General features: G+C 49.3%; 11 protein-coding genes, 2 pseudogenes and 1 other annotated feature. All 13 genes and pseudogenes read left to right on the plus strand.

Translation table 11 applies throughout. The features are described 5' to 3' along the window. Positions 1–8 precede the first annotated feature (8 nt). The 13 genes and pseudogenes from ccsA to ACTWJ7_RS09515 all read left to right on the plus strand — a co-directional run bounded on the left by ccsA (position 9) and on the right by ACTWJ7_RS09515 (position 16,454). On the plus strand, positions 9–836 hold the full coding sequence (gene ccsA, locus ACTWJ7_RS09455) for a cytochrome c biogenesis protein CcsA (protein WP_024633984.1): 828 nt from the start codon (positions 9–11) through the stop codon (positions 834–836). A gap of 5 nt (positions 837–841) precedes the next feature. Further along, positions 842–1,389, plus strand: a pseudogene (locus tag ACTWJ7_RS09460) (precorrin-2 dehydrogenase/sirohydrochlorin ferrochelatase family protein). Positions 1,390–1,492: 103 nt separating this feature from the next. Continuing rightward, complete coding sequence (gene hemC / locus ACTWJ7_RS09465; protein ID WP_301881439.1) at positions 1,493–2,449, plus strand: hydroxymethylbilane synthase; 957 nt, start codon at positions 1,493–1,495, stop codon at positions 2,447–2,449. Positions 2,450–2,455: 6 nt separating this feature from the next. Next, positions 2,456–4,018, plus strand: coding sequence for a uroporphyrinogen-III C-methyltransferase (gene cobA / locus ACTWJ7_RS09470; protein ID WP_301881440.1), 1,563 nt, complete (start codon positions 2,456–2,458; stop codon positions 4,016–4,018). Positions 4,019–4,123: 105 nt separating this feature from the next. Then, positions 4,124–5,125, plus strand: coding sequence for a porphobilinogen synthase (hemB, locus tag ACTWJ7_RS09475; protein WP_301881441.1), 1,002 nt, complete (start codon positions 4,124–4,126; stop codon positions 5,123–5,125). A gap of 120 nt (positions 5,126–5,245) precedes the next feature. Beyond that, complete coding sequence (hemL, locus tag ACTWJ7_RS09480; RefSeq protein ID WP_301881442.1) at positions 5,246–6,550, plus strand: glutamate-1-semialdehyde 2,1-aminomutase; 1,305 nt, start codon at positions 5,246–5,248, stop codon at positions 6,548–6,550. After that, a complete protein-coding gene (locus ACTWJ7_RS09485; protein ID WP_301881444.1) occupies positions 6,547–7,455 on the plus strand; it encodes an RluA family pseudouridine synthase in 909 nt (302 codons plus the stop codon). The genes hemL and ACTWJ7_RS09485 overlap by 4 nt, the downstream gene beginning before the upstream one ends. A 135-nt stretch (positions 7,456–7,590) precedes the next feature. Next, positions 7,591–9,153: a LysM peptidoglycan-binding domain-containing protein gene (locus ACTWJ7_RS09490; RefSeq protein ID WP_301881446.1), complete on the plus strand. Its 1,563-nt coding sequence runs from the start codon at positions 7,591–7,593 to the stop codon at positions 9,151–9,153. Positions 9,154–9,309: 156 nt separating this feature from the next. Then, positions 9,310–9,578, plus strand: a binding site (T-box leader). Between the two features lie 58 nt (positions 9,579–9,636). Then, a pseudogene (locus ACTWJ7_RS09495) lies at positions 9,637–12,302 on the plus strand (valine--tRNA ligase). Between the two features lie 76 nt (positions 12,303–12,378). Next, a complete protein-coding gene (locus ACTWJ7_RS09500; RefSeq protein WP_285078332.1) occupies positions 12,379–13,755 on the plus strand; it encodes a bifunctional folylpolyglutamate synthase/dihydrofolate synthase in 1,377 nt (458 codons plus the stop codon). A gap of 56 nt (positions 13,756–13,811) precedes the next feature. Then, positions 13,812–15,131 carry a UDP-N-acetylmuramate--L-alanine ligase gene (gene murC, locus ACTWJ7_RS09505; RefSeq protein WP_301881476.1) on the plus strand — a complete coding sequence of 440 codons (1,320 nt, stop codon included), beginning with the start codon at positions 13,812–13,814 and terminating at the stop codon, positions 15,129–15,131. Between the two features lie 119 nt (positions 15,132–15,250). Continuing rightward, positions 15,251–15,748: a hypothetical protein gene (locus tag ACTWJ7_RS09510; protein ID WP_443145367.1), complete on the plus strand. Its 498-nt coding sequence runs from the start codon at positions 15,251–15,253 to the stop codon at positions 15,746–15,748. Between the two features lie 58 nt (positions 15,749–15,806). Beyond that, a complete protein-coding gene (locus ACTWJ7_RS09515) occupies positions 15,807–16,454 on the plus strand; it encodes an SPOR domain-containing protein (protein WP_443145368.1) in 648 nt (215 codons plus the stop codon). The last annotated feature ends 103 nt before the right edge of the window (positions 16,455–16,557 follow it).

Consider the following 16,557-nt stretch of genomic DNA (forward strand, 5'->3'; position numbering starts at 1 on the left):
TGGGCAGCTTGACCCTAGCTGAACAAATCTATGAAGCTTTAATCTATATGTATGCCCTGAGCCTACTGTTCTATTTCTCGGACTGCATTCGACGCAATGCGGGGGCGAAGCGGACAGGCACAGGGTTTCTTGTTGTTGTATGGGCGCTTCAGGTGCTCCATGTCATTTTACGCATGTTAACCGAAGGGCATTTTCCAATCTACACCACGTTTGATTTTTTGTTTATATTTTCATTCAGTATCGTGCTGATGTCCCTGGTAATGACCCGTATCCAGCGTTCTGAATTTGTTATTTTGTTGCTGAACGTGGTTGGTTTCTCGGTTACGGTGTTGAACCGTTTGTGGTTTACAGCAGGCGAGATATCTCTGCATAATTGGCAGACCGTGCATGGATTGCTTATTATGCATATTACCTTGGCGAATCTTGGTTTCGCAGCTCTGACGGTTGGTGCTGTATTTGCCATGTTATATCTGTTTTTGCACCGCAAGCTCAAGAATAAAAAGTGGAATGATACCGTACGTCGTCTGCCGAGTCTGGAAGTGATCAGCAAATATATGGATGGTGCTACACTGATTGGCACACCTCTCCTTGGTGTTTCAATCATGCTCGCGGTATTGTCTATTGTAGCCGAAACGCGCTGGAGCCTGCTCTTGGATCTCAAGGTTATTGCCACAGGGCTTGCCATGGCGATTTATGTGGGATACTTCGTCTTTAAGAGAAGGAAACAGTTCTCCACAGTCATTATGGCGAGATGGACGCTCATCGGATACGGTTTTGTCATTATCAGTTTTTTATCCAATGCGTATTCAGCGTTTCATCGTTGGACGGGAGAGTGAAGGAGATGGAACGCTACACCCCCATATTTGTAGATATATCAGGGAAGTCTTGCTGCGTGGTTGGGGGCGGACGTGTTGCTGAACGTAAAATAAAAGGTCTGCTTCATGCGCAAGCGCAAATCAAGGTGATTAGTCCGGAAGTTACGCCAACGTTACAACAATTGCATCTTGATTCCCGAATTCAATGGCTGGCCCGGTCCTACCGCAATGGAGATTTGCGGGGGCCTTTCTCGTATATGCAGCAACGGACCATAGTGAAGTGAATACAGCGGTTGTCCAAGAAGCCGAGGATGCGGGTATACTGGTGAATGACGCCATATCTTCTGAACGAAGCACCTTTATTACACCAAGTGTGGTCAGGCGTGGAAGGCTGAGCATTGCGATATCGACTGCTGGAGCTGGGCCTGTGGCCGCAGCAGAAATTCGTGACACATTGGAACAGCAATTCGGAGATGAGTACGAGACGTATATTGAATTTTTGTATCAGATGAGGATGGAAGTAAAGGCACGTGTATCTTCTCCAGAAGTCAGGGGAAATTACTCCGTCGTTTAACCGAGATGAATGTGCTGGTAGATATCCGTACAGGTCAGTTTGAGTGGTGGACAGAAGAACAAATTGGGGACTGGATTTCCCATAATCAGGAGGACGTGTAGACATGCGGACAATAAAAGTGGGAAGCAGACAAAGCGCACTTGCTTTGACCCAGACAGGCCATGTAATTCAAGATTTACGTGATATTTGTGAGCGAGAAGGACTAGCGTTTGACTTTGAAGTACATAAAATCGTTACAAAAGGGGATTTGATTCTCGATGTAACCCTGTCCAAAGTTGGAGGCAAAGGTCTGTTTGTCAAAGAGATTGAACAGGCGATGCTGGATCGCACGATAGATATGGCTGTTCATAGCATGAAGGATATGCCTTCTGAGTTGCCCGAAGGGTTAACGAACGGAGCTGTTCCTCGCCGGGCAGATCCCCGTGACGCACTAATTTCGAATGGTGGACTTACCTTGGATCAATTGCCGGAAGGTGCAAGAGTGGGGACGAGCAGTCTGCGTCGCTCCAGTCAATTGAAAGCATACCGTCCGGATCTGCAGCTTGAATCACTTCGTGGTAATATTGATTCCCGTCTGCGCAAGCTGGAGACCGAAGGGCTGGACGCCATTATTTTGGCTGCCGCAGGTTTGTATCGAATGGGCTGGCAGGATCGAATTACGGAATATCTGTCAGAGGAAGCTTGTCTTCCTGCAGTGGGTCAGGGTGCGCTCGGCATTGAGTGCCGTGAGGAAGATGCGGAACTGCTTCATCTGTTGCAGTTGTACAACGACCCAGAAACGGCATTTCCTGTGTTGGCTGAACGTCGCTTCCTTAGTGTATTGAATGGGGGCTGTCAGGTTCCGATTGGAGCTCATGCCGTATGGGTGCCACAGCAAGATGCAGATTCCGCGAATGGACAAAACGCGTTACAATTAACAGGTATGGTCGGAACGCCGGATGGCGGGCTGATTCTTAAAGAAGCCTTGACGGGCAAAGATCCGGTTCGTCTTGGTGAAGAAGTGGCTTGGAGATTGATTGAACGGGGAGCAGAGCAGATACTGGCAGAAGTTAGGGGATGAAGAGACATGGTGGGAAAGGTCTTTTTGGTTGGTGCAGGTCCAGGGGACGCCAAGCTGATTACAGTAAAGGGCTGGGAATCAATCGGTAGAGCGGATGCAGTAGTGTATGATCGATTGGCCAGTCCAAGACTACTCAAACAAATGAAGCCCGGCGCGGTTAAGATATATGTGGGTAAACGCCCGGATCGACATACGATGAAGCAGGAAGAAATCAACCAGCTATTGGTTGATCTTGCATTGGAAGGTAAGGTTGTGGTCCGACTTAAAGGGGGAGACCCGACGATATTTGGACGCGTAGGCGAAGAGGCTGACTTGCTACGCAAAAATGGCGTTCCTTTTGAAATTGTACCTGGTGTAACCTCAGCCATAAGTGTACCTGCTTACGCCGGAATACCTGTGACCCACCGCGACTATGCTTCCTCCATTTCCATCATTACGGGGCATGAGAGTCCGGACAAGCTTGATCGCAGCATCCATTGGGATAAAGTGACGAATGCAACAGGCACACTTATATTTATGATGGGTGTCTCCAAAATTGGATATATCAGTGAACAGTTGATTCGCCATGGACGCCCGGCACAAACACCGGTGGCATTGGTTCGCTGGGGCACAAGAGCAGAGCAGGAAACGATAACAGGCACGCTAGAAGATATCGAAGCAAAAGTCATTGCTGCAAACTTCCAACCGCCCGCTGTCATTGTTGTAGGTGAGGTGGTGAACCAGCGTGAGCAGTTGAAATGGGCGGAAGCACTGCCGCTGTTTGGCAAACGCATTCTGGTAACGCGGGCACGCAGTCAGGCTAGTGAATTAGTGAACCGGATTGAGGAGCTTGGCGGTGAACCTTATGAATTTCCGGTGATCGAGACCGTAATGCCATCAACGGAGTCGGCACAGGAAAGTGTCAGACAGGCTTTTGGTGCGTTAAATACGTTTGACTGGGTATTTTTCACGAGTGTGAACGGGGTGGATTTCTTCTTCCGTCATTTGGAGCAGCAGGGGAAGGATGTCCGTGCGCTCCATCAAGCGAGAATTGCTGCGGTAGGACCTTCCACTGGGGAGGCATTGCGTAAGTACGGCATCGTTGCCGAGGTCATCCCAGGACCTTTTCAGGCCGAAGGCATGCTGGAGGCTTTCGAAAGTGAGCTGAAGGAAGGCCAGAAGGTGCTGCTTCCGCACGGAGATCTTGCTCGCACCTGGTTGCCGGAACAGTTGAGGGAGCGAGGGCTTTTGGTCACCGAGGCCATTATCTATGACACCATCCTGGCTGGCGAGGATGACGATGAACTGCTGAAGCTGCTCGAAGAGGGCGGCATTCATGCGATGACTTTCACGAGCTCATCCACCGTTACTAATTTCCTGAACATTCTAAAACGGATGGGATTACAGGATCCCTTGCCTTTATTGAAAAACGTAGAGGTTGCTTGTATCGGGCCTGTTACAGCGAACACGGCAGAAGCAGCAGGCTTGAAGGTCACCATGATGGCTGAAGAAGCAACGATTGAGAGCCTCATCTCTGTCTTGTGTGAGTGGGAACGAAAGCCTGCTACGGCAGCTGCCTTTCCCCGTTGAACATATAAATTGAACGCAATCGATAGATGAAGCGTGCTGAATCATTACGATACCGGCGCGCTTCGCTTTTTGCACTATATAACTATTTAGGGAGGTTTCACACATATGAGTTTTCCAATTGTACGGCATCGCCGTTTACGTCAATCCACAGGTATTCGAAATATGGTGAGAGAGACCCATTTGACTGTGGATGACTTTATCCAACCGATCTATGTGACTTATGGTGAAAATGTAAAATCCGAGATCAAATCCATGCCGGGCGTATTCCGCTTCTCGCTGGATCGTCTGCAGGAAGAAGTGAAGGAGATTGCCGAGTTGGGTATTCCGGCTGTGCTGTTATTCGGTATTCCCGAAACCAAAGACAGTGTCGGTTCGTCTGGATTCGCGGAAGATGGGATTGTGCAGGAAGCGACGAAGCTGATTAAATCCTGGTATCCTGAGCTGCTGGTTGTTGCTGATACCTGTCTGTGTGAATTCACGGATCATGGTCATTGCGGCATGGTGCATACCGTAGAAGTGGACGGTCACATATGCGGAGATGTTCTCAACGACGAATCGCTGGATCTGCTCGTGAAAACGGCAGTATCCCAGGCCAAGGCAGGCGCGGACATTATTGCTCCTTCCAACATGATGGACGGTTTCGTTCAAGCGATCCGTGCCGGACTCGATGAGAATGGGTTCAGTCACATTCCGATTATGTCCTACTCGGTGAAATATGCGTCGGCATTTTACGGTCCATTCCGCGAAGCTGCGGATTCTACGCCGCAATTCGGAGATCGCAAGTCGTATCAGATGGACCCGGCGAACGCCCGTGAAGCATTGCGTGAAGCCGAAACGGATGTGCTTGAAGGAGCGGACATGCTGATGGTGAAGCCTTCGCTTTCCTATCTGGATGTCATACGTACGATCAAGGACCAATTCGATCTTCCACTGGTTGCTTACAACGTAAGTGGAGAGTATGCCATGGTGAAGGCAGCCGCGATTCAAGGCTGGATTGATGAGAAGAAAGTGGCGATGGAAATTCTGCTGAGTATGAAACGTGCGGGTGCAGATATGATTATTACGTACTACGGAAAAGACGCTTCACGCTGGTTGTCAGAGAAATAAGAAGTAATTAGCTTGCTTCAATAACAGCTAGGATGAACAAAACTTATTATGATTTATCAAAAAATATAAAAGGCCTCATCCAATAAGTTTGGAGGGGCCTCATCACTAAGGAGGATGTTCATGACTGCACAACAAGGAACTCGTCGTAATGATGAGCGCTCGCGCAGCGCATTTGAAGAAGCCAAACAGTACATACCTGGGGGTGTAAACAGCCCGGTTCGGGCGTTCAAATCGGTTGGGCTTACCCCGATCTATGCAGAGCGCGGAGAAGGCTCCAAAATCTATGATATTGATGGCAATGTTTTTATTGATTATGTGGGATCCTGGGGTCCGCTCATTATGGGACATGCACATCCTGATGTTGTAGAAGCTTTGCGTGAGACAGCACTTAAAGGAACCAGCTTTGGTGCGCCAACGCTGCTGGAGACAGAGATGGCAAAACTCGTCTGTGAACGAGTGCCTTCGATCGATATTGTGCGGATGGTGAATTCCGGTACGGAAGCAACAATGAGTGCGATTCGTCTGGCACGTGGGGTAACAGGACGCAGTAAAATTTTGAAGTTTGAAGGCTCCTATCACGGGCATGCCGACAGCTTGCTGATCAAAGCAGGATCTGGCGTAGCAACACTGGGTCTGCCTGACAGCCCGGGTGTTCCTGAAGGTGTGGCTATCAATACGATTACGGTTCCATACAATGACCTGGAGTCGGTGAAGCTTGCTTTTGAACGTTACGGTGAAGAACTGGCAGCCGTCATTGTGGAACCTGTTGCAGGTAATATGGGCGTTGTGCCTCCTGTTTCGGGCTTCCTTGAAGGCCTGCGCAGTTTGACGTCTCAGTACGGCAGTCTGCTCATTTTTGACGAAGTCATGACCGGTTTCCGTGTGGGACTGAACTGTGCGCAGGGGAGATACGGCGTTACACCTGACCTGACCTGCTTGGGTAAAGTCATCGGTGGCGGACTTCCGGTTGGCGCTTATGGCGGCAGACGCGATCTGATGGAACAAATTGCTCCAACCGGACCGATCTATCAGGCAGGTACATTGAGCGGCAATCCGCTGGCTATGGCAGCAGGTTATACCACGCTCAAATTGCTGACGCCAGAGGTCTATGACCGTTTGGAGACGCTGTCTGCACGCTTGCAGGCTGGGTTTGAAAAGAATGCAGCAGAGACGGGCATCCCGATTACGATTAACCGTGTTGGTTCAATGGTTTGTCCATTTTTCAGTGCTGTTCCCGTTACGAATTATGATATTGCCAAAGAAAGCAACCTGGATCAATTCCGTCGTTACTTTGCGGCCATGATTGATCAAGGTGTAAGTGTTGCCCCTTCTCAATACGAAGGCATGTTTGTCTCTGGCGTGCATACGGAGCAGGATATTGACGATACGATTGAGGCAAACCGTAAGGCTCTTCAATCATTATGACGATTAAAAGTTGGAAACGCCGTGGGGACTGGCTTGAACTGATGCCAGGCAAAGTGGTGACAGGCAGTCCAGACAGACAGGCTGCTGCAGAGCAATGGCTTCTGTCTGAACTTCAGTTTCCGGAGAAATTGCTGCGTCAGCTAAAGACGAACCAGGGCATACAACTGGCAGGGGACCGGCTTCGGCTGGCCCTTTTTGCGTCTCAGCCGATTGACGTTGAACCGAGTTGGGCGGATATTGAAGTTTTGTATGAGGATGATTTCTGCCTGGTTGTGCACAAACCTGCCGGAATGAAGCTGCATCCTGATGGGAGCCGTGCGGATCAAGCGATTACGCTGGATCATGCGGTAGCCTCCTACTACGAAATGAATAATATTCAGGCGAATGTACGCCATGTTCATCGTCTGGACGAGGACACGACAGGACCTGTTTTATATGCCAAAAATGCCTTTGCTCTCGTTAAACTGGATGAAGCGATGCGGCGTAAAGACATTGGACGCCATTATGTCGCCATTGCAGGCGGTCAGATATCCACAGAGTTGAATACGATTGATGCTCCGATCGGGAAGGACAGGCACCACAAGCAACGCAGACGTGTCTCGGAAGGTGGGCAGGAAGCGGTAACCCATGTGGAGATCGTGGAGGTATGGGATAGAGCTACTCTTGTACGGCTGACACTGGATACAGGACGCACACACCAGATTCGGGTGCATTTAAGTTATGCAGGACACCCCCTCATAGGGGATGAGTTATATGGGGGCAGAAAGGATTCAATTGGCCGACAGGCGCTTCATGGTGAGACACTGAGTTTTACCCATCCGCTGACCGGCGTACGAATTGAAGTGGTTGACCCTTGGCCGGCGGATCTCGAACAACTGGCACAACGTGAAGGCAAGGACCAATAAACGGAAAGGTTTGCACAAAAGGTGGCATGCTCATCTCATTCAAGGCATATAGATGGGGTAACGAAGGATTTGGACCATGGATCAGTCCCATGAGAAGGATCATGGTGAACATATGCCGAAAGGAGGACGCCACCTTTGTTGAATCAACCTTATGGTTTGCGGTTCGATATTTATGAGCGCGTTCATTTGTCAGAGGGAGTCCCTGCGATTGAGGAACTGGAGGAAATTGAGCTTTATCCTCGCATTCAGGTGATAGGTCAGGATGATCATGCAACATTGCGAGGCCATCTTTTGCTGACGGGTGCGTATCGGGGAGAGAACGAGATCTCGGAGGAACTCAAACATTTTATCCCGGTGGAGATCACGGTACCCCTGAACCGGGTAAGATCGCTTGAGGATATTTCCATTGAGATTGAAAATTTTGATGTCGATTTGTTATCCAACCGAAGTTTGAATATTACAGGCGTATTGTCGCTTCGCGGCATTGAGGGCTTCCCGGTGGAGGAGCCGCAGGTCTGGTCAGCAGATGAGTTTACCGTTGTACATTCGCCTGACCCTCAGCAGAGTGACCGTTCAGCTCAACTGGAGCAGACAGGCAGCGATCCCAATGTATTTGCTCAGGAATACCTGCTTCAACGGAGCGAAGAGGAAGGGCTTACGAGTACAGCAGAGCCTGCCTATGGCAGTCAGGGATTCGTTGATCCTTCTGCTGGAGATGAGACGGCACGGAATGAAGAGGAGTCGCAGCAGGCACATCTATATCAAGTTTCTCCTGAGCAGTTTCAGAACGGGCAGCAAGGGGCTGGTTACGCGCAGCCAAGCCCAATATCGGCTGAAAACGAAGAGTCCTTGTCCTTGAGGAACAAAGAGGATGAAGCGAAATCGAATGTATCCGAAACGCCTTCTCCAGTTTCGTCTTTTTTGGCGGAGACAGCCGACAGGTTGGCTTCTTACCCTGAATCTGAGCCTCTGCTTCCTCTGACTGAAGAGTCGTCAGTTTGGTCCGAGCCTTCCGTCGAGACCTTACATACGAACTCAAGGAACTCGGAGCAGGCCGATTCCAAATTGGTCTCAAAGCCTTCTGATGAACCAGCAGCACCGAACGTTTGGCATTTTGAATCTGCCCGATCTGAATCCAAACAAGAGGAGCAGGCGGTAGCAGATGTCCCGGCAAATTCCCAGTCGGAGAACTGGCAGGATGTCTTCGCAACATCTGAACCGGAAATTTCGGAAGAATACAAACCTCATGAAGTATCGGACACCAATGAGTCCGCTGAAGAAAAAGAAGCCTTTATCCCTGAACCTGTGGCTGAAACGGAAGACAAGCCGGAGCTCAAGGTTGCTTTTGGCAGCAAGAGAGAGTCTGCACCAAAACAGGCAGAGGGCGTAGGCATCTCCTCCTTGTTATCCTCTGGCAGAGTGACACGTGAGGCGGAAGCTGAACGGGAGCAAGAGGCACTCGCTGGAGAACTGCAGGAAGAAGCATATCAGCCTGATGATGTAGAGTGGAAGAACCTGTTTCTCGGCACCCTTGTGGATCAGACCCCGTTTCGTAAGGTGAAATTATGCATTGTACAGCGTGAAGAGACACTGGATACGATTGCAGACCGATATCAGTTAAGTACCAGAGAGCTCCAGTTGTATAATCGATTATCCGAACAGGTTGTGGAAGAAGGGCAGATTCTATATATCCCTTAACTGCAGGTAGGTTAATGTCCATTTCGACCCGTGATCCCTTGAGGATGGCGGGTTTTTGCTTTATCTGCCCTCAACCTGCATTGCAGCGCGCTTTTTCCGCTGTTGTCAGGTTGACTATCGGGCACGGGCAGGGTATGATGTGTTTAGGTTTTTTGAAGAACAACGTGGATCGGGAGTAGTAGACAGTATGACCTTTCAGAGAGCGGGATTGTAACGCTGGGAAATTCCGTAGGAACCAACTGATCGAAGTCGCCCGGGAGTTGCCTGTTTGAATACAAGGGATGAGTCATTCATACCTGAGGTAGGATGGGCCGGTCGCAGCCGTTATCTGCTTGAAGTGTCACGTAAGTATAGGAGGGGAAGTCTGTCTTTCTATCTGCGTGAAACAAAGGTGGTACCGCGAAAGCTAACCTTTCGTCCTTTGATGGATGAAAGGTTTTTTTGTTTTTTGGCGATGATGAATAAGTAACGGAGGAATGACACATGTCTGAACAAAAAAATTCAGCTGCAACAGAAATGCCGACCACGTATGATCCGAAAGCTGCGGAACAAAATGGTATTCCACTTGGATGGAAAATGGATATTTCAAGGCAGGCCAGCGTAAAGATGCTGAACCTTATACGATTGTAATCCCACCCCCGAACGTAACCGGAATGCTCCATATTGGGCATGCGCTCGATTTCACACTGCAGGATATTCTGATTCGTACCAAGCGGATGCAGGGCTATGATGCACTGTGGCTGCCGGGTTCTGACCATGCAGGGATTGCTACCCAAACCAAAGTCGAGCAGAAATTGCGTGAAGAAGGTCTGACTCGTTATGATCTGGGACGCGAAAAGTTTCTGGAGAAAGTATGGGACTGGAAAGACCAGTATGCAACAACTATTCGTCAGCAATGGGGCAAAATGGGCTTGTCGCTCGACTATACGCGTGAACGTTTTACGCTGGACGAAGGTTTATCTCAGGCTGTGCGTAAAGTGTTTGTTCAACTGTATGAAAAAGGCCTCATTTATCGAGGCAAACGAATTATTAACTGGGACCCGGTAAACCGGACTGCATTGTCCGACATCGAGGTTGAATATAAAGAAGTTCAGGGTCACTTGTACCACCTGCGTTATCCGCTCAAAGACGGAAGTGGTTATGTCACAGTAGCGACAACTCGCCCGGAAACGATGCTGGGAGATACGGCAGTTGCTGTTCATCCGAAGGATGAGCGTTACGCAGATATGATTGGCAAAGTGCTTGTGCTGCCTATCATCGGACGCGAAATTCCGGTTATTGCAGATGAGTATGTAGATAAAGATTTCGGAAGTGGCGCCGTGAAAATTACGCCTGCTCATGATCCGAATGACTTCGAAGTGGGCCTCCGTCATGATCTGCCACAGATTACGGTGATGGATGAGACCGGTACGATGAATGCCGACGCAGGCAAATATCAGGGACTGGATCGCAGTGACTGCCGCAAGCAAATCGTTGCAGATCTGAAAGAACAGGGCGTATTGATCAACATCGAGGATCACACGCATCAGGTTGGACACAGCGAACGGACAGGAGCTGTCGTTGAGCCGTATTTGTCGACACAATGGTTTGTTGAGATGAAGCCGCTCGCGGAAAAAGCGATTGAGAAGCAACAAAGCGGTGAAGGGGTTCGTTTTGTTCCGGATCGTTTTGAGAAAACGTATCTGAACTGGATCGAGAATGTTCGTGACTGGTGTATCTCTCGTCAATTGTGGTGGGGTCATCGTATTCCTGCCTGGTATGACGAGGAGACCGGAGAAGTTATTGTATCTGCTGAAGATCCGACAACACTGCCAGAATACGCTGGGCGCAAGCTGAGACAGGATGAAGACGTTCTGGATACATGGTTCAGCTCTGCATTATGGCCGTTCTCTACATTAGGCTGGCCGGAAGACACGGAAGATCTGAAACGTTATTACCCGACAAGTGTATTAGTAACAGGGTATGACATTATTTATTTCTGGGTGGCGCGCATGATCTTTACCGCTCTGGAGTTCACGGAAGAGGTTCCGTTCAAAGATGTGCTGATGCACGGTCTTGTTCGTGATGCAGACGGACGCAAGATGTCCAAATCGCTTGGCAACGGTGTTGATCCGCTGGATGTGATTGAGCAATATGGCGCGGATGCTATGCGTTACATGATCTCTACCAGCAGCACTCCGGGGCAGGATCTCCGTTTCCGCTGGGAGCGTGTGGAACAGGCTCGTAACTTTGCGAACAAAATCTGGAATGCATCACGCTTCGCCCTGATGAATCTGGAAGGGTTCACCTATGAAGATCGCGATATTAGTGGAGATCTTGGAACAGCGGATTACTGGATTTTGCACCGCCTGAACGAAACTTCTCGTGATATTACGCGTCTAATCGAAGCATATGAATTTGGAGAAACAGGCCGTTTGCTGTATAACTTTATTTGGGATGACCTGTGTGACTGGTATATCGAGTTTGCGAAGTTGTCCTTCTATGGGGAAGATCCGGTTGCCAAGAAGAAAACACAATCGGTGCTTGCTTATGTGCTGGATCAGACCATGCGCCTGATTCATCCGTTCATGCCTTACATTTCGGAAGAAATCTGGCAGCATCTGCCGCATGAGGGCGAGACGATCACGTTGGCTTCCTGGCCGGTATATGATCCTGCATTGGAGAACCCAGAAGCTGTTGCTGAGATGAATCTGCTTATGGATACCATCCGTGCAGTGCGAAACATCCGTGCAGAAGTGAATGTACCTATGAGCAAGAAAATCGAATTGATGGTGAAAGCGAACAACGAAGAGACATCCAGCATCATTGAACGCAACAGCCATTACATCAAACGTTTCTGTAATACGTCCGAGTTCGACAGCGGCCTGGATCTGAGCTCACCGGATAAAGCAATGACTGCTGTCATTACTGGGGCTGAGCTTTACTTGCCGCTGGCGGGCCTTATTGATATTGATCAGGAAGTGGCTCGTCTGGAGAAAGAGTTGCAGAACCTTGAGGGCGAAGTACTCCGTGTGGAGAAAAAGCTGGCGAACGAAGGCTTTGTTGCCAAGGCTCCTGCCAAGGTCATCGAGGAAGAGCGCGCCAAGCAAGCGGATTATTCCGACAAACGGGATAAAGTGATTGCACGAATCAAGGAACTGAAAGGTTAATGTATTCGGGTCGGATGGAGTGCTTTTGCGCCATCCGGCCGCTTTTTCAACCAAACTCAAACCAAAGGTGAATCATATGACGGAACTTAACGGGACAGAAATAGCAGCTCCTTTACTTACCTATGACGAGGCAGTCAACTGGATCAATGGCCTTATTCCTTTCGGCATCCGACCCGGATTGGAACGAATCGAGGGATTGATGTCATTGCTGGGCAATCCTCACCAGCGTCTCAAATTTATTCATGTCGCGGGAACGAACGGCAAAGGTTCGACTTGCGCTTTTTTGACGTCAGTGCTGCTTCAGGCGGGATATGATGTTGGAACGTATACATCCCCTTATATCACCAAGTTCACAAACCGTTTTCAGTACAACGGTGAGGATATTCCTGAAGAAACTTTGCTCAAAATCTCGAACCGCCTGTATCCATTAGTCCAAGAGATGGCTACAACTCCCCTTGGATCACCTACAATGTTTGAGGTTTCCACGGCACTCGCCCTTCTGTATTATGCGGAAGAATGCTACCCGGACATTGTGGTATGGGAGACAGGGCTCGGGGGAAGGATGGACGTAACGAACATTGTTACACCCGTGATATCGGTCATTACCAATATCGGTATGGACCATACGGATGTACTGGGAGATACGATTGAGGCGATTGCAGGAGAGAAGGCAGGCATTATTAAGGCGGGGGTACCCGTTGTTACCTGTGCTACGCAGCCAGAGGCTGTGAAGGTGATTCGGGAGACCGCAAAACGGTTAAGTTCAACCGTGTATCTGGCAGGAGATCGTTTCTCCTATCATAGACTGGACAGTGATGAGAACGGTCAATCCTTTCATTTTACAGGACCGTTCCGTGATCTGGACGCTCGCATACGCATGCAAGGCATACATCAATGCGAAAATGCAGCGGGTGCGCTTATGGTACTTGAGTTACTTAGGCAATACATGGCATTTATGCTGGATGACGAAGATATTGCGCTTGGACTGGAGAATGCCTTCTGGGCAGGCCGGTTTGAGAAAGTTGTTGATGAACCCCGAATTGTACTGGATGGAGCACATAATCCGGAAGGGGCTGAATCATTGGCCAAGAGCATTATCGAAGTATATCCTCACAACAAGTTAATTTTGATGATGGGCATGCTGGCGAATAAGCATCACGAAGCGTATTTACAGCATATACTACCACTAGTGGATACGCTGATCCTGACCGAGCCAGATTTCCGACGCAAAATGGCTGCAGCCGAATTGCTGCAGATTGTCGAACGGGTACGTCCCGCCATTGCGAAACCGGAGCTGGAAATCATCGTCGAGCCTGAATGGGCAAAGGCACTTGATCTATTGAAGTCACGGACGGAAGCGGAAGATCTGGGGGTGGTGTCCGGCACATTGTACCTGATTGCAGATGTGCGGGCAGCCCTTTTGCATCAAACCGATTCTGAAAAAGGTTGGTGAAAGTTTTGTTAAATACATCGGAACACGTTCATTTTATAGGGATTGGCGGATATGGCATGAGTGCCATCGCGAGAGTTATGCTTGAGATGGGATACACCGTTACCGGATCGGATGTCGCTTCACAGGAGTTGACCGAGAAGCTGGCAGCCAAGGGAGCGAAAATATATATCGGACATACGGCAGAGCACGTAAATGGGGCAGACCTGGTTGTCTACTCTACGGCAGCTCCGGCTGATAATGTGGAGCGTGTGGCAGCCGAACAGCTGAACATCCCGATTCTGCATCGCGCCCAGATGCTGGCGCGTTTGCTGAACGAGCGCAAGGGTGTGGCTGTGGCGGGGGCTCATGGCAAAACAACCACTTCATCCATGATTGCACTCGTTATGGATAAATGTGATACAGACCCGACATACATCATTGGCGGAGAAATCATGAACGTGGGTACTAACGCCAAGGCAGGCCAGGGCGACTGGGTTGTTGCGGAGGCAGACGAAAGCGACGGTTCATTTTTGCAGTATCACCCTTGGCTAGGTATTGTAACGAATATTGAAGCGGATCACCTTGAGAATTACAACAGTGATTTTGAGGAACTCAAAAAGGCTTATGTGCAGTTCCTGAGTCAAATTCGTCCAGAGGGTACGGCCATTGTATGTTCTGATGACGAAAATGTTCAAGCTATTTTGCCAGCGTTAAAATCACGGGTGACCACATACGGCATTGACCATGCTGCTGATTATACAGCAACAGATATCGTGCTTGGTGATCGCCGAATTTCCTTTACAATGAACCACGAGGGGAATGCTTTGGGTACGGTGGAGTTGTCCGTTCCAGGTAAACATAACGTTTATAATGCGATGGCTACGGTCATCACATGCTTGGAAGCAGGTATTCCATTCGAGAAAATTACGGCTGCCATTATCCAGTTCCATGGAGCGAAACGCAGATTCCAGGTGCTGGGTGAGGCGCGTGATATGCTGATTATTGATGATTATGCTCATCACCCGACCGAGATTGAGGCTACGATCAGTGCAGCCAAAGCGACAGGGAAACGTATCATTGCAGTATTCCAGCCGCAGCGTTACACACGTACGTTCTTCCTGCTTGATGCGTTTAGTCGCGCCTTTGCAGAAGCGGATGAGGTTCTCATTACCGATATCTATTCCCCTGCGGGTGAAAAACAGATTGAAGGTGTGCACTCGGCCAGACTGGTTGAACTTATCGTTCAGAACAGTAATGCTACTGCGCGTTATCTTCCGACAAAGGAAGAAGTTGTTGCAGATTTGCAGCACCGACTTCAGCCAGGTGATCTTGTGCTCACAATGGGTGCAGGTGATATCTGGAAAGTTGGCGATACACTTGCCAAAGGGTTGAAATAATTACATCCTTAAAACCGTCTGACTTCATTTCGAAGCGGGCGGTTTTTTGCATGAAATGGAATGTTTCAGATTCTCTCCGCATATAGCTGTTATAAATGGGACAAAGGAGAGGGTACGGGGTGAGCAATGCTAGAATGACGTTTCGCTTTGGGGATAACGAGTCGGACAAGCCTGAAAACAAGGGGATACCCACATCCAGCACATTTGCCGCTTTGAGTGAAGAAATTCCGCACAGTCCAACACCGACGCCAACGCCAACGCGGTTAAATACAACGCCTTCATGGACACCAGAGGATATACCCGGAGACTGGGGAGAGACGATGCTGACAGGCTCCACTGTACCTGAACCTTACCAAAGAACGGACAAGAATGAGATACTTGATGAGCCCGAATACAACTATAATCACCTTACTGCATATCCGGGAGATGAGGACGAGAGCAGATCGGACGAGAATTATGGTGATCATAATTGGATTGCAGATAGTGAAAATTACTCTTATAAGCGAAATCGTCCCCCGAGGGGCTGGAAAATGATTGGTTCAGTTACCGGTGCACTTGTAACCGGGGCCCTCTTCGGGATGGTTATTCTTTCTTTTTCAATCGGGAAGGGGCCGTAGATCCTGGGAGCAAGATTCCCGCCAATCAGGCGGTGTCGGCTGTGACAGGTCGGGGGGAGTGGCTGGTTCGGAACAGCAGCTCCAAGCAGCAACTACAGGCGGCAGTTATTATGCACTGCAATACGGTGTATTCAGTTCTCCTGAACGCGCTGAACAGGCGAAGGTGGAATTGTCCCAGGCAGGCATTGCAGCAGGCTCCGACCCGGAGGATGGTAATCGGGTATACGCAGGCATTTCGGCTGACCGTGAGGAGGCCAAGCTGCTTAGCACAAGGCTTAAGGCCGAAGGTGTGGAACTGTACGTCAAGGAAATCGTCAACCCTGAAGTGAATCTAGCAGTATTCGGCGGAAAAGCAGAGGATGTTCAGCAGTTCTTCGCAAGTGGATCAACTTTGGTAGAACAACTGTCTACCCTCTCGATCCAGAAGCTCGGTCAAGCTGTTCCTGAAGCTGTTTCAGCCGAAACGATGACCGCACTACAGAACCAGCATGAACTCTGGCTCACTGGTTTGAATAGTATTGCACCGGGTCTGAGTGCAGACGTACAACCCTATGTATCCGCGATGGAAAAATCGATGAACAGTGCGGTAACTGCACTTGCCGAATACAACAAAAATCCGGCGAATGTGCATATGTGGTCTGTACAGTCTGATCTGATGGAATATGTATTACAGCAAAAAAAATGGCTTGAGGCGATAAAACAGTAATCAATGCTTTCCCATAACACAGCCTTGAAATACCTGTCCGGCAAGGAACTGGAAATAGTTCCCCTTGCCGGATTTGTGTTTGTATTGACGTACAAAACCCCGT

Origin of the sequence: Paenibacillus sp. 1A_MP2 (genome assembly GCF_052244825.1) — a bacterium.
Lineage (GTDB): Bacteria > Bacillota > Bacilli > Paenibacillales > Paenibacillaceae > Paenibacillus > Paenibacillus vandeheii.

Coding starts and splice junctions, on each gene's coding strand:
- hemC (WP_301881439.1), top strand. CDS start 1,493: ATGCGGACAATAAAAGTGGGAAGCAGACAAAGCGCACTTGCTTTGACC.
- cobA (WP_301881440.1), top strand. CDS start 2,456: ATGGTGGGAAAGGTCTTTTTGGTTGGTGCAGGTCCAGGGGACGCCAAG.
- hemB (WP_301881441.1), top strand. CDS start 4,124: ATGAGTTTTCCAATTGTACGGCATCGCCGTTTACGTCAATCCACAGGT.
- hemL (WP_301881442.1), top strand. CDS start 5,246: ATGACTGCACAACAAGGAACTCGTCGTAATGATGAGCGCTCGCGCAGC.
- ACTWJ7_RS09485 (WP_301881444.1), top strand. CDS start 6,547: ATGACGATTAAAAGTTGGAAACGCCGTGGGGACTGGCTTGAACTGATG.
- ACTWJ7_RS09500 (WP_285078332.1), top strand. CDS start 12,379: ATGACGGAACTTAACGGGACAGAAATAGCAGCTCCTTTACTTACCTAT.
- murC (WP_301881476.1), top strand. CDS start 13,812: ATGAGTGCCATCGCGAGAGTTATGCTTGAGATGGGATACACCGTTACC.